We start from the raw sequence: 23,391 nt of genomic DNA on the forward strand, positions 1-23,391 counted from the left end.
TGATCTCCTTGCTCTGCTTCTGCCGGTAATGTAGGTTTATCGTGACAAACACAACAGCTATTGAAATCCAACCTTTTTAATGACGCTATGAACAATCCCTGACACCCTGATCGAATAGAAATGAATTTTTTGCATGTACGTTCAATAAAAAATAAATTGGTGCTGCTGATACTGTTTGCCGTTACGCCCTGCCTCGCCATTCTTTTATATTCCGGCATAGAGCAGCGACGAGAACGTATTGAAAAGGCCAGATCGGATGTTTCGCTCTTAACCCGGACCATGGCCGAAGCGCAAAAAGGAATCACCCAGTCGACAAAACAGATACTTTCTACCCTGTCACTGCTCCCGGCAATTCAGACCGGAGACCCCAGCGAATGCAATCCTCTCCTCAGTGCTATGCTGGAGCAGAATCCTAACTTTAGTAATATCACGCTCATTGACCTCAGCGGGCAAGTCATCGCTTCGGGCAAACCTTTTACCGAAACCAATCTTGCGGATCGCAAGCACGTCAAAGAGGCCCTGAAGAAAAAAGATTTTGCGGTTGGCGAATATATTATCACCAGGGTAGGGACAGCAAGTCCAGCATTCGCATTTGCCTATCCGGTACTCGACAAGGAAAATACCCCCAGGGCTCTTTTGACCGCTGCCATCAAGCTCGATGTTTTTGCCCGTTTCTATGACGTGACAACACTGCCTGAGAAATCGTTTTTAGCCGTAACCGACCATAATGGCATCCGGATGTTTTATTATCCCGCACGGAAAAATACCAATCCCATCGGCCGGCCCATTCAGGCCAAGCCATGGACCATTGCCATTAACGGTGCAAAGGAAGGACTCTTCTTCGCTACCGGGTCAGACGGCCTGCGTCGAATACTTGCCTATGAAAAAATTCAACTCAGGGATGAAAACACTCCTTATCTGCATGTCTGGGCTGGTATTCCCGAAGACCATATCCTCCAACCCGCCAACGCAGCCTTGACCAGAAATGTCTTGCTCCTGCTTCTGACCACGGTGGTGTCTCTGCTTATCTCCTGGGTGATTGGCCGGAAAACAGTGATTTCTCCGATACAGCGTCTTGTGACATTGACACGAAAATTTGCCCAGGGGAACCTCGAAGCCCGCGTTGAATGCAACCCGCAAACCGGAGAGATTGCCATACTGACCGAGGCGTTTCATGATATGGCCGCAACCCTGGCAGAAAAAATTCAGCTGGAGGAACAATATCGTCAGACGCAAAAAATGGAAGCTATCGGCCAGTTGGCGGGTGGTGTGGCGCACGACTTCAACAATATGCTCGGAGTGATCCTTGGTTACGCAGAACTGGCCCTGGAGGAGGTAGACCAGTCTCATCCACTCTCTAATAAACTTAAAGAAATCCAAAAAGCCGCGCTTCGCTCTGCTGATATTACCAGACAACTTCTTGCCTTTGCCCGCAAACAGACAATCGAACCCAGGGTGCTCGATCTGAACGAAACCGTGGAAGGAATGCTCAAAATGCTTCGGCGGCTCATCGGCGAGGACATCAATCTCACCTGGCTCCCCGGCGCTGGTTTATGGCCGGTGAAGATTGACCCGTCGCAGATCGATCTCATACTGGTGAACCTCTGTATCAATGGCCGGGATGCCATCGCCGGCATCGGCCAGATGACCGTGCAAACGGACAACAGCATCCTGGATGAGGGCTACTGTGCCGCACACGCCGAATGGGTTCCCGGAGAGTATGTGCGCATGACCGTGACCGACAGCGGCTGCGGCATCGATAAACCGGCTTTGTCACAAATTTTTGAGCCTTTCTTCACCACGAAAGATATCGGCAAGGGAACCGGCCTTGGACTGGCCACCGTGTTCGGTACCGTGAAACAGAACAATGGTTTTATTAATGTCTCCAGCGAAGTAGGGTTGGGAACCAGTTTTACCATTTACCTGCCCCGTCATCACGGCGATACCAGGCAGGGAAAAAAAGAATTGGCGCCACCGGTCATGCGTGGCAATGCAACCATCCTGCTTGTTGAGGACGAGACGACTATTCTGAGCATGACCATGACCATGCTGGAAAGTCTTGGCTATGTTGTCCTGCCTGCCGGTTCGCCAGAGGAGGCAATGCGCCGTGCTGCTGATTTCGCCGGGGAAATTGACATGCTCATCACCGATGTGGTCATGCCCGGCCTAAACGGCCGAGACCTTGCCGACGTGCTGCTGGAAGAGTACCCACAGATGAGATGCCTGTTCATGTCTGGCTACACCGCCGATATCATCACCAACCACGGGGTATTAGACAAGGATGTGTATTTTATCCAGAAGCCCTTTGCCAAAAATGATCTGGCCGTTAAAATTCGTCAAGTGCTGGAGAATCACCCGGTATGACGAAGAAGCGAGAACTTTGTAGCACTTGATTTCTAACAAACAAAGGAATATGTAAATTGTATATGCACTCTTAATACTGCCAATTAAACGACCTCTACGCAAAGGAATATTCCAATGAAAGAGGAAGACAGGTTTTGCCGAATGTATTTTTTGCAGCCTCCGATGGAACACTCGTTTCCGTTGGAGGTTTTCTGCTTTCAGGAGGACAGAGACAGCATTGTGGCTGCCAACAGAAAAGAGGAGACACGCTATGAAACTGTGCATAACCGCCAGCAATAATACCCTGGATGCCAAGGTGGACAACGCCTTCGGCAGGGCGCTCTATTTTCAGATCATTGATACGGAAAGTATGGCAAGGGAAGTGATCCACAATTCGGCGGCCACCGGCGGCGAGGGGGCTGGTATTACCGCAGCCCGGCAAATCGCCGATAAGGGAACACATGCCGTCTTGACCGGGGTGGTCGGAGTAAATGCCTTAAACGCCCTGCGCAATAGCAATATCAGAGTGTATGAGGGAGCTTCCAATACAGATACCGTGCAGCAGGCGCTGGACAAATTCTTGCGAGGTGAATTCAAGGAAACTTCAGGAACACCGGCGAGGGGAAATTCCCGCCCCGGCCCGGGTCAAGGCCGCGGCAGAGGTCTCGGCAGAGGAGGTCGATTTCGCGGCCAGCAGGGCAGATGAACCGGATTTGTCTATTCGAAGAAATACAGTTTTGTTGCCCTCGGCGGCGGGATCCTCGTCGCCGTGATAATTGTTTTATCCAAGACGTAGCAGTGTTGGGAACACTGTTGCCGCCTTCGGGTGAATACAGTGCAGGAACCCACGGGAATGAGTCGGGGGAGGAGGCGAACATGAGTGCAATAACGGAGAAAGGCGGCGGTACCTTTCAGGGTATCAAACTGCTGCTGTGCGAAAACCCGCTGCCGCCGATAGACAAGGCGATTGCCGCCGCCCAGGCCGAGGCCCCGCACAGCAACTATTACACCGAGCCGTATTCAGCGCCGTTGCGCGAGCTCATCGCCCGGCAGCTCGACGTGGCCGAACGGCTCATCCATATCAACGCCGGCTCCGAGCTCATTCTGCGGCAACTGTTCGACCGCTTCGGCCGGCAGGTGCATTTGCTGACGCCAACTTATGTGCTGTTTCCGGAGATAGCCGGACAGTATACGGAGACAAGGCTTCCGCCGGATAAAGACTTCGCCTTCGACCTGTCCGAGCTGGTTATTCCTGAAAATTCGACACTCATGGTCATTGTCAACCCGAATAACCCCAACGGTGGTATCTTCGACATGTCACCCCTGCCGGGTCTCCTGCAGCGTTACCGGCAAACATACTTCCTGGTCGACGAGGCGTTCATCGGCATGGCCGGGCAATCGGTGACCCATCTCGTGCCCGAGCACCCCAACCTGCTCGTCACCCGCACCCTGTCCAAGGCCCATAGTCTGGCCGGCTTTCGTGTGGGCTACGGCATTTTTCCCGAAGCCATCGCTGATGACCTGAACAGCCGCAATGACACCTACCCGCTCGCCCGTCCCAGTCAGGCGGCCGCCATCGCCACGCTGCAGCATGAAGAGCAGATTTATGCCCGCGCAGTGCGACTGCACACCTGGACCGAGGCGCTGGCGGCAGAGCTACGCAAGCTCGGCGTACGCACTTATCCAACCCGGACCTATTTCTTCCTCGCCGATTTTTCACCGCACAATGCGACCTATATTGCCGAACAGCTGCGCCATCGCGACATCCACATCAAACCACTCAATGACCCGGAGCTCGGCTCAGGTTTCATGCGCATCACCACGGCATTGCCCGAGGACAACCGCCGCTTTGTCGCCATGTTGCGGGAGGTATTGTCATGTCCGGAGTGAGCCCTTTCGAGAAGCACCATCCCCGCTATGAGGCGTGGTTCGACAAGAATGCGGCGGCCTATATTTCTGAGCTGCTGGCCCTGCGCCCCTTTGTGCCCTGGGAAGGGCGGGGCATCGAAATCGGCGTGGGGAGCGGTCGTTTCGCCGCACCGCTCGGCATAGAGGTGGGCATTGATCCGTCTCCGGCAATGCTTGCCTACGCGGCTGCACGGGGCGTCAAGACCATAGAGGCGGCGGCCGAAAATCTGCCTTTCAAGGACGGGAGTTTCGACCACGCGCTGGTGGTGACGACCATCTGTTTTGTTGATTCCCCTGCACACATGCTTGCCGAAACCTGCAGAGTGCTCAAGCCGGACGGCCGTCTCGTCATCGGCTTCATTGATCGAGCAAGCGACTTGGGTCAAGACTACCTGGCGCATCAGGCGGAAAGTGTCTTTTACCGCGCCGCCACTTTTTATTCCGCAACCGAGGTCAGCCGGCTTATTCGGCAAGCAGGTTTTTCGATTCACGCCTGGGGCCAGACACTGGCGCATCCGCTGCGCGAGACACGGCAGATCGAATGCCTGAGGCCGGGATACGGCCAATGTGTCTTTGTCGTCGTCGCGGCAACGAAGGCAAGCTGAGCGGACGAGAAAGCGCCAATGATCTCAACTCATCAATCGACAAGCTTGATGCCGTCGGGGGCGATGATGATACGTCTTTTTTTATACAGGCCGCCAATGGCTTTTTTGAAAACCTTTTTACTCACCCCGAACAAGGCGTAGATCTCTTCCGGCGGGCTTTTGTCGGTGACGGCAACCAGACCGCCGCGATCCTTGAGCGTATCCAGAATGGTCTGAGAAATAGTATCGATTTGCCGGTAGCCTGTCTGCTGCAGTCTCAGATCTATTTTACGGTCCTCACGTATTTTTTTTACGTAGCCCTGCAGCCGCTGCCCTATGACCAGCTTTTGAAAAACTTCGTTCTCATAAATCATGCCGCTATGGCAACTGTTGACCACTGCACTGTACCCCAGGTCAGTCCGGGCAAAGACCAGAAGATCAACCTCTTCTCCCTCTGCATAGGGTGGCGGCTGCAGATCAAGGAACTTATCCAGCTTGGAAGAGGCGGTAATACGGTTGTGTTTTTCACTGAGGAAGATAAAGACAACATATGACTTACCCTTCCTCATGTTGTCCTGTTGCTCACTTTTCGGCACAAACAGATCATTTTCAAGCCCCCAGTCCATAAAGGCGCCTGCCGCGCTGTTGGTCACCACCCGCAACAGGGCAAATTCGCCGACCATGGCCATGGGTTTCTGTGTCGTTGCCACCAGGCGCTGTTCTCTGTCGACATAAACAAAGGCATCGATTTCATCCCCGGCCTGGTATTTTTCAGCAGCAAACTTATCCCGCAGAAGAATATCCCCCGCCGCACCACCATCAAGATGAATACCGTATGCCTGCGTGCCTTTTACCGATAGCCTGTTCATCTTGCCTATCTGTATCATCTTTCCCCCTGCATACCCTTTGCTTGGCCGAATTTACAACTGCCGCTGCCCTCACCGTCCGGCAAGCTGCTTTATTATCGATGCATCATACTTTCAGATGACGGTTTAATCACTTATAATCAGGAGCGCATCCGACTTGCAAACGGTAATGCATATAAGTATGCTGACACCTGACAGGATTTTTTTGTGTCTACTACTCTGTACGATATCGACCAAACCAGCACCAAAGGAGCAATCTCTCTGGAAACTCTTGAACATCTTCAAAGACAGCTTTGCCGGCGCAACAGCCAGCTCGAACAAGCCAGGCAGCAGCTCGATCAGGAAATTGCCGGGCGAAAACGCGCAGAGCAGATAACCCATACCCTCTTTCGCATCGCTAATGCCGTCAACACCGCGAAAGATCTCGGGGAGCTTTATGCCTCTATTCATCGTATACTCGGGGAAATCATCGATCTGAGTAATTTTTACATTGCCATCTACCACAAACAGACACGGCGGATTTCATTTCCCTACTTTGTTGACCAATTTGATTGTGAGAATACCTATTCCGACCGGTTCAGTGAAGAAAACTCCCTGACCGGAGAGGTTCTTCTCGCCGAAACGCCGCTTTTTTTGAACCAGGCCGACCTGCAGCAAAGAGCTGCACAGCGCCGCATTATCGGCACAGTACCAATTATCTGGCTCGGTGTTCCATTAAAAATAAAGGAAGAAGTCATTGGCGTTATGGCCACCCAGAGCTACCATGATGCACAGCATTTTGATCGGATCGATCTGAATGTCCTGCACTCCGTTTCCGCCCAGGTCGCCCTGGCCATCGAACGAAAGAGATACGAACAGGCTATAATTGCCAGTGAGAGAAGATACCGCAATATTATCCAGAGCATAGAAGACGGCTATTATGAAATAGATGTGCGCGGTAGTCTGACGCTGGTCAATCAGGCGATGTGCCATATGCTTGGCTATAGCGAGTCGGATCTGCTCGGCAAAAATATTGCCGACAGCCTGGATCCCCAGACCGCCCGTACCATCCATGCAGGATTGCCGGATATCCTTACCACGGAAAAACTCGGCAAGACGCTGGAGCTGAAATTTCAGCGCCATGATGGCAGGGTGCGATACGCCGAGACGATTATCTCGGTCATTCGCAGCGAGGATGGTGAGCTCACCGGTTACCGAGGCATTGCCCGGGACATAACCGACCGCAAGGCCGCCGAAAAATCCCGCCAGGCCCTTGAGGAACACCTGCAGCAATCGCAGCGCCTCGAATCCCTTGGCACCCTTGCCGGTGGTATAGCCCACGATTTCAATAACCTGCTCATGGGCATAGGGGGCAGAACCGCGCTTATGCTCAATGAACTGGCCGTCAGCCATCCGCACTACGCTCAACTGAAAACTATTGAAGCATACGTGGCCAGCGCGGCGAATTTAACCACCAGACTGCTCGGCTTTGCCCGGGGTGGAAAATACGAAGTTCGGCCGGTCGACCTGAATCTGCTGGTCGAAAAAAGCCTCGAGATGTTTGGCCGGACCAAAAAAGAAATTTCCATTGCCACCGCTCTCCAAAGCGACCTCTGGTCGATCGAGGCGGATGCCAACCAGATCGAACAGGTTCTCCTCAACCTGCTGGTCAATGCCGGTCAAGCCATGCCCGGAGGAGGATTTATCAGCATTGCCACCAGCCGGATAGTGCTGGCCGAACGTGACGTTGGATTTTATGGTATCGTTCCGGGCAAGTATGTGCAGTTGACGCTGTCCGACACCGGCGAAGGCATGGATGACGAGACGATGCAGAAGATCTTCGATCCCTTCTTCACCACCAAAGCCATCGGCCATGGCACCGGTCTCGGCCTGGCCATGGTCTACGGAATTATCCGCAATCATGCGGGTGGCATTTCCGTCAAAAGCGCCTTGAACAAAGGGACCATCTTCACCATTTTCCTCCCGGCAACCGATAAAAAAGTCATGCCTGAAATCCGCACGACCGCCACTGTGCAAAAAGGCTCGGAGACTGTTCTTCTGGTTGATGACGAGCCGATGATTATCGAGATCGGTCAAGAGATTCTTAGCCTGCTTGGCTACAAAGTGCTGACAGCAGCATCGGGCCGGGAAGCTCTTGAGGTGTACAGCGCGAACCGGAACCGGATTGATCTGGTTATCATTGATATGATCATGCCCGAGATGGGGGGCGGGGAACTCTATGACCGATTGAAACAACGAGATCCAGCCGTCCGGGTGCTGCTGTGCAGCGGCTACAGTATTGATGGGCAGGCACGAGAAATTCTCAACCGGGGCTGTAAAGGTTTTATTCAAAAACCGTTTAACGTCTCCCAGCTCTCCGTTAAGGTAAGAGAGATATTGCACTGAGGCCGCTGGAAAATACGATAATTTTCTAAAAAAATTCTCAAGCAGCCCCAACCTGTAGTATACTAAAAGAAATGATGTAATAAACCTATCTTGCCAGGTGTCTTGCGGTACTCGTACAGGTGTTCATCACCGGTAAGGCGTTGTCAAAAAATAACATGGCCGAAAGAATGCTCGGAACGCCACTCTTTTCAGTACCCCCTTGAGGGGTATAAGGATCCGTAACGAAATGGATATAAATGGCCGGGTTATTTCTTAACGGCTCCTAAAGTTCTATCCTATCGAAACCATGACTGATTATATTGAAAAAAAGTGTCCGGAATGCGGCCAGCGGTTACGATTTCCAACGAATATCGGCGGCATGCTTATGGCCTGTCCCTCATGCGGCAAGAAGTTTTATTCCGACTTCAAGCTGGGTACGGCTGGAAAAAGCGGCCTGCGCGAAAAAGCGATCAATGTCTTTGAGATGCCCTCTAAAATTATAGATCGCCTTGGTCGATATTTTTATTCTTGACGACGATAAACAAGTAACCTTGGGTAATTTCTCAATCTACGCAAAACTCTCTCCAGTTAGATTTCATGGATATTTTACTCACTGACGACGAAGTCCGGGTGCTTGGCTGTTTGCTGGAAAAGGAAATGGCCACACCTGACTACTACCCTCTCACGCTGAATGCCCTAATCAATGCCTGCAACCAGAAATCCAACCGCGACCCGGTGGTCTCTTTTGACGAAGAAACAGTTGTTTATGCGTTAAATGGCCTGCGAGAACGCAACCTGATCAGACAGAGCAACATCAGCCGGGCGGCAAAATATGAACAGATTTTCGCCGAAAATTTAAAGCTGGTGACGAGGGAACGGGCAATTATCTGTATTCTCTTGCTGCGCGGGCCGCAAACCGTTGGCGAAATCCGTACCCGCACCGAACGTCTGTATGCTTTTTCCAGCCTTGACGAGGTCCAGACAAGTATAGCCAACCTTGAAGACATGCAACTGGTCACCAGGCTGCCCCGGCAACCGGGGCGCAAAGAGTCTCGCTACGCGCATCTTTTGAGCGGCGAGCCGGAGGAGAAGGGTGCGGAAACGATTCTTCGCGTTAAAAAAGCTGGCCCCGAGGTCGATCGCACAGGCGAACTGCAGCAACAGATAGACGAACTGCGCCGGGAAATGCAAAGTCTGCGCGAGGAGATGGCCATTTTCCGATCACAGTTTGAATAATCACTCCATCCAGCGAGGATAACCAGGAATTAATAGAGATAGATCTACAGGAAATAATTGAAAATAGCGATCCCATGCATATTATTTAAAATACGTTCTTACCCTTTGACGAATTGTATCGATTGCTTACTATAGTCGGCAATGTAGTCGGCAATGTAGTGGGCAAAGGAATCATTAAAGGAATTATCTATGGGTCGAAAACATCTCACTCTGCCAAACAATATAGAGTACCTCTCCATACTCGACGAAAACCACAACCTCGATACCGCACTGGAACCGGATATCTCCGAGCAAGTCCACCGCAAAATGTTTCGGGCGGCACTGCTCGGGCGACGGTTCGATGAACGGTTGCTCGACCTGCAGCGCCAGGGTCGCATCGGCACCTTTCCTCCGATCAAAGGACAGGAAGCATCGCAGATCGGCTCGGTTGTCCTGCTCCGCGACAGCGACTGGCTGGTCCCCGCCTTTCGAGAAACCGCAGCGGAGATCATGCGCGGCCGATCGATGGAAAGTGTCCTGCTCTACTATAACGGGTACAACGAAGGGACCATAATTCCAGCCGGCCAGCGGGATTTACCGATGGCAGTGCCGGTGGCCTCGCAGACCCTGCACGCCGTCGGTCTTGGCCTGGCGGCAAAATACCGCAAGACTGATGAGGTGATCATGACCTTCTTCGGCGACGGCGCCACCTCGGAGGGCGACTTCCACGAGGCAATGAACTGCGCTGCGGTCTATCAATGCCCCGTGGTCTTCGTCTGCCAGAACAACCAGTGGGCAATTTCCGTGCCGCTCGCCAAACAGACCCACACGGCAACCCTGGCACAAAAAGCCCTGGCCTACGGCATGCCGGGCATCCAGGTCGACGGCAACGATATCCTGGCGGTCTATACAGCGACCGCCGAAGCAGTCGATCGTGCGCGAAACGGCGACGGTCCGACCTTGATCGAATGCATCACCTACCGGATCATGATGCACACCACCGCCGACGACCCAAAAAAATACCGCTCGGAGGAAGAAGTCGAACTCTGGCGACAAAAAGATCCTCTGCTTCGCTACGAAAAGTATCTGCTGAAAAAAAACATTCTTACCGAAAGTGACCGTACCGCTCTTGAGGAAAAGGTGAAAGAGGAGATCCAGACCGCTATCGATACGGCCGAACAACGGATGCAAGAACTTAACAATCCGCTTGATATGTTTGACCATCTTTACGCCGAACTGCCGCCCCGCCTGCAGGCGCAGAAAGCAGCCCTGGCCCATGAGCTTGACGACCGTGACCGGGAGGACCACCATGGCTAAGATGACGATGGTCGAGGCGCTCAATCTGGCGCTGCGCCAGGAGATGGCACAAGACGATTCGGTAGTTCTGCTCGGCCAGGATATCGGTCGTGACGGCGGGGTATTCCGGGTGACCGATCGGCTGATAGACCAGTTCGGTGATGAGCGGGTCATCGATACGCCGCTGGCCGAATCGGCCATTGTCGGCATGTCGGTGGGCATGGCCATCTACGGCCTGAAACCGGTCTGCGAAATTCAGTTTTCCGGCTTTTCCTACCATAATTTTCATCAGCTGGAAAACCACGCGGCCCGCATGCGCTGGCGCACCCGGGGACGACTCACCGTGCCGATGGTCATGCGCGCCCCCTACGGCGGCGGGGTCCGGGCCCTGGAACATCATGCCGAAAGTCGGGAAACGTATTGGGCACACACCCCGGGACTGAAAATGGTCATCCCGTCCGGGCCGCGCAACGCGCGAGCCCTGCTGGTCAGTGCCATCCGCGACCCCGATCCGGTGATTTTCTATGAAGGCAAGGCCTTATACCGCGCCTTTCGCGAGGAAGTGCCGGAGGCAGAGGAAACCATGCCCATCGGCCAGGCGAATATTGTCCGCACCGGCGACGACCTGACCATCATCGCCTACGGCGCCATGCTGCGCCCGGCCCTGGAAGCCGCGGAAGAATTGCAGCAAAAAGACCGGATTGAGGCGGAGGTTATCGATCTGCTGACGCTTTCCCCTTTAGATGAGCGCCTGATGATCGCCTCGGTGCAGAAGACCGGCCGGGCGGTGATCGTCCACGAGGCACCCGGCAGTTTCGGCCCCGGGGCGGAGATCGCCACAAGGCTGATGGAGGGCGCTTTCTACTTTCTCGAGGCCCCGATCGAAAGGGTCACCGGTTTTGATGTCATCATCCCCTACTTCAGTCGGGAAAAAAGCTATCTGCCCAGTGGCCCGCGGATAGCCGCCGCCGCGCGCAAGACGCTGCAGAAATAAACAGAAAAGGCAAGACCAAATCAACAAGAACCACAATATGAAGCTCAACACGGAGCAATTATGACCACATCCTTTCGGTTGCCGGATCTCGGCGAAGGTGTTCATGAAGCAGAAATACTCGCCCTGCCGGTCGTCATTGGCCAGGCTGTCCGGGAAGGCGATATTATCATGGAAATTGAGACCGACAAGGCCGCCGTGGAGATCCCCTCCCCCTTTACCGGAACAGTACAGGAGATTCTTGTGCAGGTCGGCGATATGGCCCGAGTCGGCGACGTGTTGATGACCTTTACCTCCGCGGCGACGGCGGTCGATGACCGGCCACCTGAGCCGCCGAAGGCCGAGACAACGGTTGCGCCGCAAGGACCGCAACAGCCGCACCCGCCGGAACAAAAACGCAGACCGGTGCCCGCCTCGCCGTCGACCAGGCGGCTGGCCCGGGAGCTGGGCGTCGACCTGCATGACGTGAAACCGACCGGCTCGGGCGGCATCGTCACCAAGGAGGATGTTGCACAGTATGCCGAAAAGCTCCACGCAGCCGAGCCGGCAACGGTGCAGCCTCAGACCTCGCAAGCCACTCAAACCCGGCAAACCTCTGCCACCGCACCAAGGCCCCGGCAGCCGGCAGCCGCGACCGGGGAACTGCCGGATTTCAGTAAATGGGGTGAGATAGAACGGCTGCCGTTTCGTTCCATCAGGCGGGCGACGGCCCGGCAGATGAGCAGATCATGGGCCGAGATCCCGCATGTGCAGTGCCAGGACAATGTCGATATCACCAGGCTTGAAGCCTTCCGGCAACGGCATAAGAGCGACATCGAGGCGGCAGGCGGCAGGCTGACCATGACAATTTTTGCCATGAAGGCGGTGGCCACCGCCCTGAAAAATTATCCTGGCTTCAATGCCAGCCTCGATGTACAGGCGCAGCAGATCATCATCAAGCGTTATTTCAACCTCGGCATCGCCGTCGATACCGAAAAGGGCCTGATGGTCCCGGTGATCCGCGACGTTGACCGCAAGAGCATCAAGGAGCTGGCCGTGGAATTAACCAGCGCCGCGAGCAGAGTCCGCAGCGGAACGCACAGTCCGGAAGATATGCAGGGCGGCACCTTTACCATCACCAACACCGGCCCCCTTGGCGGCAGCCACTTTTCCGCCATCATCAATTACCCGGAGGTAGCCATCCTCGGCCTGGGCCAGGGACGGATGCAGCCCGCCGTCGTCACCGACGAACGCGGCAGACATGAGATCGTCCCCCGGCTGCTCATGCCGATTGTCCTCTGTTTCGACCACCGGGTGATCGATGGCGCCAACGCCATTCGCTTTCTGCGGCTGATCATCGATGCCCTGGAGGACCCGGACGAGCTGCTGATTACCATGATTTAGGAGCACACTATGGTAATGGGCGATATGGAAATGAACACCGACCTGCTGGTCATCGGCGGCGGCCCCGGAGGCTACGCCAGCGCCTTTCGGGCGGCCGATCTGGGCCTGGATGTGATAATGGTCGATACCAACCCGCGCCCCGGCGGAGTCTGCCTGCATACCGGCTGCATTCCCTCGAAAACCTTGCTGCAGCTCGCCGAACTGCTCCTAGATGCCGGACAGGCAAAGAGCAGAGGGATCAGTTTTGGCAAGCCGCAACTTGACCTTGCGGTCATGCGCGCCTGGCAGGAACAGGTGATCGACACCATGGCCGAGGGTCTGGTGGGCCTGGCCGGACATCGGGGCATCCTGCTCGTGCAGGGCTTGGCGCGCTTTGCCAGTGCCACGACCGTGCGGCTCGAAGGCGCCGAAATCAGCCGGATACGTTTTAAAAAGGCCATAATCGCCACCGGTTCCCGGCCGCTTGAGCTGCCGGGGGTTGCATTTGTTCCGGGCGGGCGGATCATGGACGCCGCCGCCGCGTTACGCCTGGCCGATATTCCACAGACCTTGCTGGTGATCGGCGGCGGCTATGTCGGCCTGGAACTTGGTTCGATCTATGCGGCACTGGGCAGCCAGGTAACCGTGATGGAACGGGAAAACCGGTTGCTGGCCCAGGTTGATCCTGATCTGGTTCAACCGCTCCACCGACGACTCGCCACCTTGTTTGCCGACATTCTCCTCAATATAAAGATTGATGGTCTCATCGAAGAAAATGGCGCGGTGCAGGTCAGCTTCGAACACAACGGTAAAAAGGAGCAGCGCCGTTTCGACCGGGCCCTGGTAGCCATCGGTCGGGTGCCCAACAGCGGCGGGCTCGGCCTGGAACACACGGCCGTCACCCTCGATAGCCGGGGGTTCATCTCGATCAATGAGCGACAGGAGACCGCCGATGCGCATCTTTTTGCGGTTGGTGACGTCGCCGGCGGCGTCATGCTGGCGCACAAGGCCAGCCGTGAAGGACGGGTGGCGGCGGAGGTGATCAGCGGCAAAAATAGTGCTTTCGATGCCCGGACAATTCCAGCGGTGGTCTATACCGATCCGCAGATCAGCTGGTGCGGCCTTACCGAGCAGCAGGCCATTGCCGACAATATCCCCTATGGGGTACAGAAATTCCCGTGGAAATATTCCGGCCGGGCGCAGACCATGGCCATGACCGACGGTCTGACCAAACTGCTGACCGAGCCGAAAACCGGCAGAATCCATGGCGTCGGTATCACCGGCCGCCATGCCGAAGAGGTAATCAGTGAAGCGGCCCTGGCTATCGAAATGGGTGCCCTGGCCGAAGATCTGGCCCTGACCATCCATCCGCACCCGACCCTGTCGGAAACCATGGCGGAGGCGGCGGAAATTTTTCTGGGCAGCCCGACGCATCTCCTGCCCTCCCGGAAAAAATCCGGGTGATGGATGGCCGACAAAAAATAGTCCGCGGCTGGGCATTGTTGTTATGGTATATTACAAATGAAGAAGGTGTATTTTTTCCCTGAAAGTTCACAGAGTATCATGGAAGAGCGGCGCGCAGACAGCTTTTCCAACATCTTGACCTACGGAGGCGGAGTATGAAGATTGTCATTGTCGGAGGTGGTGCAATCGGGAGGCTTTTTGGTTATTTCCTGGTCAAGGGCGGCAATGAAATCACCCTGATCGATATTGACCGAAAAACCCTGGGGGCCCTGCAGGAAAAAGGGATCGGTCTCATTGAGGATGGCAACCAGCACCCCGAGGAAGCACAGTCTTTTCCGGTCCGTGCCATGTTCTCGGCCGACTCTCTCACGGAAGCGGACCTGGTCCTTCTCCTGGTGAAGTCCCAGGCCACCCTGGCAGCGGTAAAAGACGTCGCTCATCTGATCAGCGATGCCTGCCCGCTTCTTTGTCTGCAGACCGGGCTCGGCAATATGGAAGTTGCCTCCAAGATCGTCCCGCGGGAAAATATCCTCCTCGGCATCACCTTTATGTCGGGAACCGCGCTCAGCGATGCCCGGGTCAGACAGGGCGGCCTGGCGAAAACCTATATCGGCGAATTGAACGGCACATTTTCCAAACGCCTGGAGAACATCAATCATGTGTTCAACCGATGCGGCATCGAGACCCAGATGGTGAAAAGCATCATCGGCAGGCTCTGGTGCAAGGTGATCACCTATTCGGCCATCAACCCGGTGTCGGCGATTCTCCAGGTGCCGAACGGCTCGCTCACCTCGAAGATGGAGTCCATCACCCTGATGAAACGGCTCCTCGATGAAGGCCGGGCGGTGGCGGACAGCTGCTCCATCGTACTGGTCTATCCCGATCTCTATGAACTGCTCTTTGACGCCTGTGAAAAAAGCGCCAACAACCTCTCTTCCATGCTGCAGGATATCCTCAATGAACAGCCGACCGAAATCGACGCACAAAACGGGGCAATCTGCCGTTACGCCGAGGAACACGGGGTGAAGGTACCCACCCACCAGACCATGCTGGAACTGATTAAGCTGCTGGAATGCTGGAAACCAGGAGTTGAACAACAATGATGTAAAAGAAAGGGCCACCATGTAACTTCAGACAGGGGGGATGCTATGGCCGATTGGAACAATATTCTTATTGCTGTCGACGAGATGGAATCCTCACTCCGGGCGGTCAAGTATGTTGGACAGGTCGCCGGCAAGGCAGCAGCAGTGTCAATTTGTCTCTTACATGTTTATCCTGAGCCGCCGCCTGATTTTGCCCAGAAAGGCGGCGTGCTGGAAGAATACCAGGCCCAGCGCATCGTCAAGGCCGAGCATATCTTCGGCAGATGCCTGGAAATTCTCGTACGTGCCGACATTATCCGCGATGCCATCTACTGCACCACCCATATGGCAGAGGGGAAAACCATCAGCGAAACCGTCCTTGAGGTGCGGCGAAACGGCAATTTTGGTACGGTGGTTACCGGCAAACGGGGCGTCTCCAAGGCCGAAGAATTCCTCTTTGGTTCTATCTCCAACGCCCTGGCCAGACACTGCAACGATTTCACCACCTGGATAGTGGGGTGAACCATGGTCGACTGGAGCCTCTTCCCGCCGCACATCCTCCCCCTGCTGCAAAGCCACAACGCCGTGAAAAATACCCGCAGGCAGCCGACGATCTTTACCGATACCAGTGATTTCACGCGCATAGATTATGGCGATATCATCCATGTCGACAACAGGTATTTCCTGGTGGTCGGGTACACCAAAGAAGGCCGATTCGGCATTGAAGAACAGCCGAAACAGTGGGTGCCGAAGGTCTATGATCTGGAATCAGGGGAGAGGAAAATTCTCAAACTGGTCTTCCATGAAACGTTTACCCTGGCCCTGGGACCGCTGACGGTAACATGTTATCGCCGACCGGAAAAGGAAGGACGAGTACTCGATCTGGTCCACGGCAATTCAATGTTTATGCAGGGCTACTCGGCTCTTGATGAAGCCGGCAATCTCGTGCGAATTCTCGATATCATCTCCGGCACACGGCTGGATAACGCCATCGGCCGCATTGACTGCAGCCAGGTGGACTATCTGACAAAACATGTCGAAGGTATCCTGCGCCGTTTTCTCAAAGCGGTGGAAGCGATTATCCTCCTCCACCGGCACGGTTTCAAGCACGGGGACATCAGAAGAGACCATATCCTCATCGACCGGGAGGACGGCCACTATCGCTGGATTGATTTCGATTATGACTTCTATCTGCCCGAACGTCCCTTCGCCCTTGACCTGATCGGTCTCGGCAACATCCTGCTGTATATTCTCGGTCGAAAAAACTGGCGGCCGATCGATGTCCTGCAGCATCCGGAAATGGGCGAAAAGATCTTTGCCACCCTGGACAGGAACGATCTCTCACTGCTCTCCCAGGACAGGGTCTTTAACCTGAGAAAACTCTTTCCCCACGTACCTCGATGCTTCAACGATATTCTCCTCCATTTCAGCACCGGTACCACCGTCATGTATGACACCGTTACCGAGTTTTATGATGATCTGGCGGCAAGTATCCAGCAGGTCTACGGCTGATTGCGCGACCAAAACGCTGATCGACAAACCGTTCTTTCATGGCTACTTTTTGTGCTGGGCAAGAGGTCTTGACGCACGGAGAGTTGCGCACCACTTGATTTCATTTATCTACAGACAACAGCAAAGGAAAATTATATGAATTCACAAGAAATATTCGCCGCGGCATTACAATACGAAGAAAAAATCAGGGATCTTTATCGCGAGGCCGACAAAATAATCGATGATGAACGCGGCAGGGCAATCTTCCGGGCTCTGGCCGACGATGAACAGTCCCATGTCGATTTTTTACTCTACAGCCTCGAGCAGCTGAAAACAAAGGGGGCTATCGATATTAACCGGCTGGTGACCTCCATCCCGACCGTCAAGCAGCTTGAATCGAAGATCGAGAAACTGAAGGCGAAAATCCCGCAGCGAATGCTGGGAGATATCAAATCGGTGCTGGCCGGCGCGTTGAAGCTTGAAAAAGAAACGTCGGCCTTCTACCGCGATGCCTGCAAAAAAACAGAGGGAGAGATTCACGCCATCTTTGAAAAATTCCTTGAAATTGAAGAACGCCACGTCGATGTTGTGCAGATCGAACTGGATCATGCGCAACACAACGGGATGTGGTTTAATTTCATGGAAGTGGATTTAGAGGCATATTGAGCCTGTCCGAAAATGCCATTTTGCCCAAACTCTTCGTTGTTTAGGGAAAATAATGCTCGGAATATTAGCTATATGCCTGTGCTTATTTTCCCTAAACGCCTCGATTTTGAACAAAATGCCTATTTTCGGACAAGCTCCTGATGCATGGACTCCGGCATGCGTACTGCGACCACCCGCCCCTTGGCGGTAACGATATTGTCGACCGACACCGTGGCGAGAAGGATTGTTTTTCTCCCTTTGATCTCGGCGACCCTGGCCCGCAGTTCAATGGGCGGTCCAAGCGGGGTTGGCTTGAGATAATCCACCTGCAGCGAGCCGGTAACATACCTGAATGGCGGAAGAGAACCAAGTTCCCGCCCCTCTTCTTTATATGCCGCAGCTGCCGCGGTGCCGACACAGTGGCAGTCGATCAGGGACGCGATCAGCCCGCCATAGACATAGCCGGGAAAAGCCAGATGGAACTGTCTCGGATGAAAGGTGGCGACTGCTTCATCGCCGTCCCAGAAACTGCTGATATGCAGGCCATGAACATTCTTCGTGCCGCAGCCGTAACAATGGCTGAAAGATTCCGGATAGTAGTCCTGAAAAGATTTTTCGCTCATAATGATTTCTTTTGTCACTCCTTATTTTTCTGTTTTTTCTTTTGAGGTTATCCTCTCAGCAGGACAGCACCTCAGCCCTGCCACAAATCCGGTACATGCGGCATACCACCCTGCTGCGTACAGACATAGGCGGCAATTCTGTTTGCCTGTTCATTGATTTCATCCAGGGGCAGCCCCTGCAGATAGCCTATGGTTGCCGCCGCGGTGAAGGAATCTCCGGCACCGATGGTATCCTCAATATGGGTGATAATCCCCGGATGATCCGAGGATTCCGTCGGGGTCAAGAGCAGGCTGCCGCTGCCGCCTCTGGAAAGTATGGCCATCTGCAGACGATATCGTTGCATGATCGCGAAAAGCCATGCGTCGTCCGGCCCCTTCAGCTCCAGCAGCCTGGCGAGAACCGGCAATTCCTCCTCGTTTAACTTCAGAATATCCGTGCGCTGTAATGAGGCTTCAATGACCTGTCTGGTAAAAAAATCCTGCCGAAGGTTGATATCAAAGACCTTTATCGTCTTGGGGCCAAGAGAGTCAAGATAGCCATGGATGGTTCGGCGCGAGTGCTCGGACCGCTGGGCCAGGGAGCCGAAACATATCGCATCGAGGCTGCTTCGCAGATTTTCGGCAAACTCATTTATCTGCAGATGGTCCCAGGCGACCTCCTCGGGAAAACTATAGGCGGCTTTGCCCTCTTCATCCAGGGTGGCAAGAACATAGCCGGTGGGAAAATCTTCCGTAATCGAGATTGCCGAGATATCGACGCCCCGCTCCTGTAATTCGGCAAGGGCCTTTTCACCGCGAGGATCATTGCCGACGATCGAGATAGGGATGCCTCTTGCCCCGAGCGCCGTAACGTGATAGGCAAAGTTTACCGGCGCCCCGCCAATGACCTCGGCATCCGGCAAAACATCCCAGAGCAGCTCACCAATACCGGCAATGGTAAATTTTTTCATGTAATGCTCCGTTGTTGAAAGACTTGCTATTCTAAAGTATTTATAATGTGTGATATTCAGCGATTTATTCACGACACGACGGTAACGGGTCATATCGTAAAATTATAACATAGACACTTTCATCGGCCATTTCACCCATTGTTTCTCCTCGGCAGGGATGGCTGTCCGCAACTTTCGGTGGTCAAATGAAGAATTTCGTCCTGTCAGCTCTTGTCGTCCCGCTTGGCAGAGGTATACCCAATGCTGATATTTTCCTCCGTCTGCAAGCTGAACAACAAGTCGGCCAGGAGGCGATAAACATCAACCGGGAACGGTTCAATTCGGCTGTCACCTTATCGAGGCATATGGTATGACATTTATCGAAGACAAACTGCAACAAAAGCAGCTGGTACTCCTTGATGGCGCCACCGGCACGGAACTGGAAAAAAGTGGGGTGCCGATGAACAGCAAGGCGTGGTCGGCCGAAGCGATTCTCTCCCATCCGCACATAGTCCAGGCGATTCACGAAGATTATATCGACGCCGGGGTCGATATCATTACCGTGAATTCCTTTTCGACAGCAAGGCATATGCTGCTGCCCGCCGGGCTGATGGGACAGTTCCGGCATCTCAACACAGAAGCCGTCAAACTGGCCGTCCGGGCAAGGGGAAAAGCAGCAACCCGCCCGGTGGCAATCGCCGGTTCACTAGCCCCGACCACCTTCTGCAGCGATCCGACAAAATGTTATCCGCCACTCACCGAGGCATTGTCCTGGTATGTCGAGCAGGCGGAACTTCTTGCCGAATCGGGCGTCGACCTGCTGCTTATAGAAATGATCGAAGATATCGAGCAGGGATCCCTCGCCGTGCAGGCCGCCGGCACGACCGGGCTGCCGGTCTGGCTTGGTTTTAGCTGCAGACGCAACGATGCCGGCAACATTATGTTGTGGGAACGAGAACAGACCCTCATCGAGGGGGTCAACGCAATTTCCCGAATTGGCGGTTCCGCCGCCTTCATCATGCATACCGACGTTGCCGAAGCGACGGAGGCGCTTTCCCTGCTCAAGACCTGCTGGCAGGGTACGCTGGGGGTATACGCCCATTCCGGACGCTTTGTCATGCCGAACTGGGAGTTCAACGGCATTATTTCCCCCGAGGAATATGCCGTTGAAGCAGGGCGTTGGATCAAAATGGGTGCGCAGATAATCGGTGGCTGCTGCGGCATCGGCCCGGCACATATCAGAGAGCTCAAAAAGCGGTACTGCTCGACAGACCCCCCATCCTGAAAAAATGACCGCTCCACCAGCGACAGGAAAACTAATTTATAATATATTCATACACTTTTCAACACATCCTGACTATTTTATGGTCGCGCAAAAAAGCTGCCGAAAACCATTGCCCAGCAGAGAAATACAATTAATTCAGGGCCTGATAAAAAAATAATTGTATTCCTGAAATTTTCGTTTATATAGTCGTTTTTATCCTCCCTCAATCCTGTTCTCGGGATTGCAGGTTTTTCTCAATCTCTTATTATCTGGAGTCCCCCCAATGTTATATCCCCCTGAACTAGGCGATGATCCACTGTTTCCTCGTGCTGAGGATTTTTCCATTGTTTTCAAAGACGAGATGACCGGCATGGGAGTAATCACCTACCGGTCTTTTAAGAAAGGCACGATTATGGCCAGAATAGCCAAACAGGCGGTGCCCGATATTAGACAGCATACCCTGCAGTTGTCCACAACAAGTCACAACTTCGATCCTTATTTTTCCGGTTATTTCCTGCACTCCTGCGCACCAAACGTTTCGGTCGATATGCAAAAACTGACCGTGACGGCACTGCAGGATATAGCAGCCAACAGTTACCTGTACATGGATTATGCAGAGACGGAAGATTATCTTTTCAAGCAGTTTCCCTGCTCCTGCGGGGCGGAAAACTGCCGCGGCTGGATCACCGGCAGACTGGAATTACCCTATCAAAAACCTGCACCTTCAGATACTGACATCATCCTCCCCGAACCTGTCGGCTTGTCCGTTGTTATCTAATGCACGCCGGACAGACTCCTGACTGGTGGCAAAGAGCCGATCTTTGCTACCAGCAGCAACATCTTTATTTTGCCGGGCAGAGGGTCGCCGATCTTGCCCGGCAGTTCGGCACCCCTTCGTTTGTCTACTCCGCCCAACGGGTCAGAGAAAATATTACCCGGGTAAAAAACGCCTTGCTGACTGTCGGTCAACAACAGAACCACCGATTGTTCTACGCCATGAAAGCCAACCGTTTTGCCCCCCTGTTGACTTTTTTGAAACAGACCGGGCTCTGCGGCATAGATGCCTGTTCCCCTGCGGAAGTTGAGCATGCTCTGGGGTGCGGCTTTACCCCTCAGGACATTTCCTTTACCGCAACGAGTCTGTCACAGCAGGATTTTGACCAGCTGGCACGCTACGAGGGCTTGCTGTTTAACGCCGATTCCCTGCAGGCGATCGGCGAATGGGGCAAAAGGCGGCCGGGATCGGAGATAGGTATTCGTATCAATCCCGCGGCGGGCGTCAGTCGGGCGAGTAACCAGTTACTGCAGTACGCCGGCCCGACCACCACCAAGTTCGGCATTTACCGGGAGCAGTTCCCTGAGGCCCTGGCCCTGGCAGCATCGCTAGGTCTGACGGTTCGAAGGATTCATTTCCATACCGGCTGCGGCTATCTCACCGGTCAACTGGCGGAGTGGCAGGCTGTTGTCGGGAAATGTCTGTGGTTTGTCGAGCAACTGCCAACCGTGCAAAGGATCAATATCGGGGGGGGACTCGGCGTGCCCCATGTCGCCTCGGACCAGCCTCTCAATCTTGGCACATGGGCAGAAATCATCAAAAAACATTTCACGGCGCGTGATCTGGTGATCGATGTGGAACCCGGCGATTATCTGGTCAAGGATGCCGGACTGCTGCTGCTTGGCATAACGTACCTGGAGAAAAAGCAACAGACACATTTTCTCGGAGTCGACGGTGGTTTTAATATCGCACCCGAGCCGGCCTACTACAACTTGCCTTTTCAGCCGGTGCCTTTGTTTTTCAGCGCTGCCGGGAAGCGTGCGCCTTTTCATGTGGTTGGCCACATCAACGAAGCGCTTGACGTCTGGGCCGAACAGAGCATGCTGCCGGATATGACCGGACAAAAATACCTTGCGCTGATTAACGCCGGGGCCTATTCTTCCTCGATGGCCTCCAATCACTGCATGCGCGGGGCCTTCAAGGAATTTCTGCTGTTGCCGTAAATCCCGGATGCCGCATGCATGCAAACTGTCACTGCTTTGCCTCTTTGCTTTTAAGCAGGTTCATGCTTACTTTCATCCACTCATATGGCTTAGCATCCTGAACAGCTGCCGACGGACAAACTCATTGAAAACATTGACCGTTACTGCTACTCTCAGGTGAAAGAACGAGAGACGTATTTCAACTAGGAGGCAGAGATGAAACTCAGGTACTTTTCGCATTCTTCATTTCAAATCACCACGGATGACGGTCATGTCGTTCTCATTGATCCTTTTCTTGACGACAACCCGACCTCACCGGTCAAATCGGCAGACGTGGGCGCCGATTTTATTGTGCTGACCCATGGACACGGCGATCATGTTGGCGATGCCTTCAAGATCGCCAAACGGACCGACCCGCTGTTTATCTGTGTCAACGAACTGGCCAACTACTGCATCGGCAAAGGGTTCCGGGCCCATAATATGCACATTGGCGGCGCCCACCTCTTCGAGTTCGGCAGGCTGAAATTTACCATTGCCCACCATGGCTCGATGACACCGGACAATACGTATGGCGGCGAGCCTGCCGGCGTGGTATTGACCATCGACGGCAAGTCACTGTATCACACCGGCGATACAGGTCTGTTTTACGACATGAAACTGATCGGCGAGATGACTCCGCTCGACTTTATGCTCTTACCGATTGGCGATAATTTTACCATGGGCATAACGGATGCGGTGAAAGCCGTGCAACTTGCCGCACCTGGGGTGGCTATTCCCATGCATTACAATACCTTTCCAATCATCGAAGCGGATCCAAACGAATTTAAAAAACAGCTTGAGGCGATCGGCAAGAAGGCCATGGTCATGGAATTTGGCCAGGAAATTGAGTTATAGAGCCTCAAAAAACAATAGTATTGGCAGAGATAACTTCCTGTTGGTGCAGTAACCCCATGGTGCAAAGGCTTCGATCGCTACCAAAAAGGCAGT

Annotated in this window: 23 protein-coding genes; 20 read left to right on the forward strand and 3 right to left on the reverse strand. The window is 53.9% G+C overall.

Going from position 1 to position 23,391, the window contains the following annotated elements; translation table 11 throughout:
- Nucleotides 1–159: 159 nt before the first annotated feature.
- The 4 genes from ACYQ8U_RS00665 to ACYQ8U_RS00680 all read left to right on the forward strand — a co-directional run bounded on the left by ACYQ8U_RS00665 (nucleotide 160) and on the right by ACYQ8U_RS00680 (nucleotide 4,856).
- Nucleotides 160–2,364, forward strand: a complete 2,205-nt coding sequence (locus tag ACYQ8U_RS00665; RefSeq protein WP_459943572.1) for an ATP-binding protein — start codon at nucleotides 160–162, stop codon at nucleotides 2,362–2,364.
- A gap of 250 nt (nucleotides 2,365–2,614) precedes the next feature.
- A complete protein-coding gene (locus ACYQ8U_RS00670) occupies nucleotides 2,615–3,049 on the forward strand; it encodes a NifB/NifX family molybdenum-iron cluster-binding protein (RefSeq protein WP_459943573.1) in 435 nt (144 codons plus the stop codon).
- 170 nt (nucleotides 3,050–3,219) lie between these two features.
- Nucleotides 3,220–4,233: a pyridoxal phosphate-dependent aminotransferase gene (locus ACYQ8U_RS00675; RefSeq protein WP_459943574.1), complete on the forward strand. Its 1,014-nt coding sequence runs from the start codon at nucleotides 3,220–3,222 to the stop codon at nucleotides 4,231–4,233.
- Nucleotides 4,221–4,856 (forward strand): class I SAM-dependent methyltransferase, encoded by a 636-nt coding sequence (locus tag ACYQ8U_RS00680; RefSeq protein WP_459943575.1) that lies wholly within the window; start codon nucleotides 4,221–4,223, stop codon nucleotides 4,854–4,856. The genes ACYQ8U_RS00675 and ACYQ8U_RS00680 overlap by 13 nt, the downstream gene beginning before the upstream one ends.
- Nucleotides 4,857–4,888: 32 nt before the next feature.
- On the opposite strand, the gene ACYQ8U_RS00685 is transcribed toward ACYQ8U_RS00680, so the two are convergent.
- On the reverse strand, nucleotides 4,889–5,722 hold the full coding sequence (locus ACYQ8U_RS00685; protein WP_459943576.1) for a CvfB family protein: 834 nt from the start codon (nucleotides 5,720–5,722) through the stop codon (nucleotides 4,889–4,891).
- A 186-nt stretch (nucleotides 5,723–5,908) separates the two neighbouring features.
- Between ACYQ8U_RS00685 and ACYQ8U_RS00690 the strand changes: the two genes are divergently transcribed.
- The 11 genes from ACYQ8U_RS00690 to ACYQ8U_RS00740 all read left to right on the forward strand — a co-directional run bounded on the left by ACYQ8U_RS00690 (nucleotide 5,909) and on the right by ACYQ8U_RS00740 (nucleotide 17,632).
- Complete coding sequence (locus ACYQ8U_RS00690) at nucleotides 5,909–8,086, forward strand: PAS domain S-box protein (RefSeq protein WP_459943577.1); 2,178 nt, start codon at nucleotides 5,909–5,911, stop codon at nucleotides 8,084–8,086.
- 286 nt (nucleotides 8,087–8,372) lie between these two features.
- A complete protein-coding gene (locus ACYQ8U_RS00695; protein WP_459943578.1) occupies nucleotides 8,373–8,597 on the forward strand; it encodes a hypothetical protein in 225 nt (74 codons plus the stop codon).
- A gap of 65 nt (nucleotides 8,598–8,662) precedes the next feature.
- A complete protein-coding gene (locus ACYQ8U_RS00700) occupies nucleotides 8,663–9,301 on the forward strand; it encodes a YceH family protein (protein ID WP_459943579.1) in 639 nt (212 codons plus the stop codon).
- A 189-nt stretch (nucleotides 9,302–9,490) separates the two neighbouring features.
- Complete coding sequence (gene pdhA, locus ACYQ8U_RS00705) at nucleotides 9,491–10,597, forward strand: pyruvate dehydrogenase (acetyl-transferring) E1 component subunit alpha (RefSeq protein WP_459943580.1); 1,107 nt, start codon at nucleotides 9,491–9,493, stop codon at nucleotides 10,595–10,597.
- On the forward strand, nucleotides 10,590–11,570 hold the full coding sequence (locus ACYQ8U_RS00710) for an alpha-ketoacid dehydrogenase subunit beta (protein WP_459943581.1): 981 nt from the start codon (nucleotides 10,590–10,592) through the stop codon (nucleotides 11,568–11,570). The genes pdhA and ACYQ8U_RS00710 overlap by 8 nt, the downstream gene beginning before the upstream one ends.
- Before the next feature lie 60 nt (nucleotides 11,571–11,630).
- Complete coding sequence (locus ACYQ8U_RS00715; protein ID WP_459943582.1) at nucleotides 11,631–12,950, forward strand: dihydrolipoamide acetyltransferase family protein; 1,320 nt, start codon at nucleotides 11,631–11,633, stop codon at nucleotides 12,948–12,950.
- A gap of 9 nt (nucleotides 12,951–12,959) precedes the next feature.
- Nucleotides 12,960–14,393: a dihydrolipoyl dehydrogenase gene (gene lpdA / locus ACYQ8U_RS00720; protein ID WP_459943583.1), complete on the forward strand. Its 1,434-nt coding sequence runs from the start codon at nucleotides 12,960–12,962 to the stop codon at nucleotides 14,391–14,393.
- A gap of 155 nt (nucleotides 14,394–14,548) precedes the next feature.
- Nucleotides 14,549–15,496, forward strand: a complete 948-nt coding sequence (locus ACYQ8U_RS00725) for a ketopantoate reductase family protein (protein ID WP_459943584.1) — start codon at nucleotides 14,549–14,551, stop codon at nucleotides 15,494–15,496.
- A 45-nt stretch (nucleotides 15,497–15,541) separates the two neighbouring features.
- Nucleotides 15,542–15,997, forward strand: a complete 456-nt coding sequence (locus tag ACYQ8U_RS00730) for a universal stress protein (RefSeq protein ID WP_459943585.1) — start codon at nucleotides 15,542–15,544, stop codon at nucleotides 15,995–15,997.
- Between the two features lie 3 nt (nucleotides 15,998–16,000).
- Nucleotides 16,001–16,987: a serine/threonine protein kinase gene (locus tag ACYQ8U_RS00735; protein WP_459943586.1), complete on the forward strand. Its 987-nt coding sequence runs from the start codon at nucleotides 16,001–16,003 to the stop codon at nucleotides 16,985–16,987.
- A 135-nt stretch (nucleotides 16,988–17,122) separates the two neighbouring features.
- A complete protein-coding gene (locus tag ACYQ8U_RS00740; RefSeq protein WP_459943587.1) occupies nucleotides 17,123–17,632 on the forward strand; it encodes a ferritin-like domain-containing protein in 510 nt (169 codons plus the stop codon).
- A 119-nt stretch (nucleotides 17,633–17,751) separates the two neighbouring features.
- Here ACYQ8U_RS00740 and ACYQ8U_RS00745 read toward each other — a convergent pair whose 3' ends face one another.
- Both ACYQ8U_RS00745 and ACYQ8U_RS00750 read right to left on the reverse strand, forming a co-directional pair.
- A complete protein-coding gene (locus tag ACYQ8U_RS00745; RefSeq protein WP_459943588.1) occupies nucleotides 17,752–18,234 on the reverse strand; it encodes a PaaI family thioesterase in 483 nt (160 codons plus the stop codon).
- A 71-nt stretch (nucleotides 18,235–18,305) separates the two neighbouring features.
- Nucleotides 18,306–19,184, reverse strand: a complete 879-nt coding sequence (locus ACYQ8U_RS00750) for a carbohydrate kinase family protein (RefSeq protein ID WP_459943589.1) — start codon at nucleotides 19,182–19,184, stop codon at nucleotides 18,306–18,308.
- A 185-nt stretch (nucleotides 19,185–19,369) separates the two neighbouring features.
- Between ACYQ8U_RS00750 and ACYQ8U_RS00755 the strand changes: the two genes are divergently transcribed.
- From ACYQ8U_RS00755 to ACYQ8U_RS00775, 5 genes are all read left to right on the forward strand, one after another.
- Nucleotides 19,370–19,537 carry a hypothetical protein gene (locus ACYQ8U_RS00755; protein WP_459943590.1) on the forward strand — a complete coding sequence of 56 codons (168 nt, stop codon included), beginning with the start codon at nucleotides 19,370–19,372 and terminating at the stop codon, nucleotides 19,535–19,537.
- Nucleotides 19,534–20,448 carry a homocysteine S-methyltransferase family protein gene (locus ACYQ8U_RS00760; RefSeq protein WP_459943591.1) on the forward strand — a complete coding sequence of 305 codons (915 nt, stop codon included), beginning with the start codon at nucleotides 19,534–19,536 and terminating at the stop codon, nucleotides 20,446–20,448. Before ACYQ8U_RS00755 ends, ACYQ8U_RS00760 begins: the two co-directional genes overlap by 4 nt.
- Nucleotides 20,449–20,710: 262 nt before the next feature.
- The gene (locus tag ACYQ8U_RS00765) at nucleotides 20,711–21,205 is read left to right on the forward strand and encodes an SET domain-containing protein-lysine N-methyltransferase (RefSeq protein ID WP_459943592.1); all 495 of its coding nucleotides are present in this window, start codon (nucleotides 20,711–20,713) and stop codon (nucleotides 21,203–21,205) included.
- The gene (locus ACYQ8U_RS00770) at nucleotides 21,205–22,425 is read left to right on the forward strand and encodes a type III PLP-dependent enzyme domain-containing protein (RefSeq protein WP_459943593.1); all 1,221 of its coding nucleotides are present in this window, start codon (nucleotides 21,205–21,207) and stop codon (nucleotides 22,423–22,425) included. Before ACYQ8U_RS00765 ends, ACYQ8U_RS00770 begins: the two co-directional genes overlap by 1 nt.
- A gap of 195 nt (nucleotides 22,426–22,620) precedes the next feature.
- Nucleotides 22,621–23,298, forward strand: a complete 678-nt coding sequence (locus tag ACYQ8U_RS00775; protein ID WP_459943594.1) for a metal-dependent hydrolase — start codon at nucleotides 22,621–22,623, stop codon at nucleotides 23,296–23,298.
- Nucleotides 23,299–23,391: the final 93 nt, after the last annotated feature.

The organism is Desulfocastanea catecholica (genome assembly GCF_054657295.1).

Bases quoted from the DNA above. Each gene is read 5' to 3' on its own strand.
- ACYQ8U_RS00670 (WP_459943573.1), top strand. From the start codon at position 2,615: ATGAAACTGTGCATAACCGCCAGCAATAATACCCTGGATGCCAAGGTG.
- ACYQ8U_RS00675 (WP_459943574.1), top strand. From the start codon at position 3,220: ATGAGTGCAATAACGGAGAAAGGCGGCGGTACCTTTCAGGGTATCAAA.
- ACYQ8U_RS00680 (WP_459943575.1), top strand. From the start codon at position 4,221: ATGTCCGGAGTGAGCCCTTTCGAGAAGCACCATCCCCGCTATGAGGCG.
- ACYQ8U_RS00685 (WP_459943576.1), bottom strand. From the start codon at position 5,722: ATGATACAGATAGGCAAGATGAACAGGCTATCGGTAAAAGGCACGCAG.
- ACYQ8U_RS00695 (WP_459943578.1), top strand. From the start codon at position 8,373: ATGACTGATTATATTGAAAAAAAGTGTCCGGAATGCGGCCAGCGGTTA.
- ACYQ8U_RS00700 (WP_459943579.1), top strand. From the start codon at position 8,663: ATGGATATTTTACTCACTGACGACGAAGTCCGGGTGCTTGGCTGTTTG.
- pdhA (WP_459943580.1), top strand. From the start codon at position 9,491: ATGGGTCGAAAACATCTCACTCTGCCAAACAATATAGAGTACCTCTCC.
- ACYQ8U_RS00710 (WP_459943581.1), top strand. From the start codon at position 10,590: ATGGCTAAGATGACGATGGTCGAGGCGCTCAATCTGGCGCTGCGCCAG.
- ACYQ8U_RS00715 (WP_459943582.1), top strand. From the start codon at position 11,631: ATGACCACATCCTTTCGGTTGCCGGATCTCGGCGAAGGTGTTCATGAA.
- lpdA (WP_459943583.1), top strand. From the start codon at position 12,960: ATGGTAATGGGCGATATGGAAATGAACACCGACCTGCTGGTCATCGGC.
- ACYQ8U_RS00725 (WP_459943584.1), top strand. From the start codon at position 14,549: ATGAAGATTGTCATTGTCGGAGGTGGTGCAATCGGGAGGCTTTTTGGT.
- ACYQ8U_RS00730 (WP_459943585.1), top strand. From the start codon at position 15,542: ATGGCCGATTGGAACAATATTCTTATTGCTGTCGACGAGATGGAATCC.
- ACYQ8U_RS00735 (WP_459943586.1), top strand. From the start codon at position 16,001: ATGGTCGACTGGAGCCTCTTCCCGCCGCACATCCTCCCCCTGCTGCAA.
- ACYQ8U_RS00740 (WP_459943587.1), top strand. From the start codon at position 17,123: ATGAATTCACAAGAAATATTCGCCGCGGCATTACAATACGAAGAAAAA.
- ACYQ8U_RS00745 (WP_459943588.1), bottom strand. From the start codon at position 18,234: ATGAGCGAAAAATCTTTTCAGGACTACTATCCGGAATCTTTCAGCCAT.
- ACYQ8U_RS00750 (WP_459943589.1), bottom strand. From the start codon at position 19,184: ATGAAAAAATTTACCATTGCCGGTATTGGTGAGCTGCTCTGGGATGTT.
- ACYQ8U_RS00755 (WP_459943590.1), top strand. From the start codon at position 19,370: ATGAAGAATTTCGTCCTGTCAGCTCTTGTCGTCCCGCTTGGCAGAGGT.
- ACYQ8U_RS00760 (WP_459943591.1), top strand. From the start codon at position 19,534: ATGACATTTATCGAAGACAAACTGCAACAAAAGCAGCTGGTACTCCTT.
- ACYQ8U_RS00765 (WP_459943592.1), top strand. From the start codon at position 20,711: ATGTTATATCCCCCTGAACTAGGCGATGATCCACTGTTTCCTCGTGCT.
- ACYQ8U_RS00770 (WP_459943593.1), top strand. From the start codon at position 21,205: ATGCACGCCGGACAGACTCCTGACTGGTGGCAAAGAGCCGATCTTTGC.
- ACYQ8U_RS00775 (WP_459943594.1), top strand. From the start codon at position 22,621: ATGAAACTCAGGTACTTTTCGCATTCTTCATTTCAAATCACCACGGAT.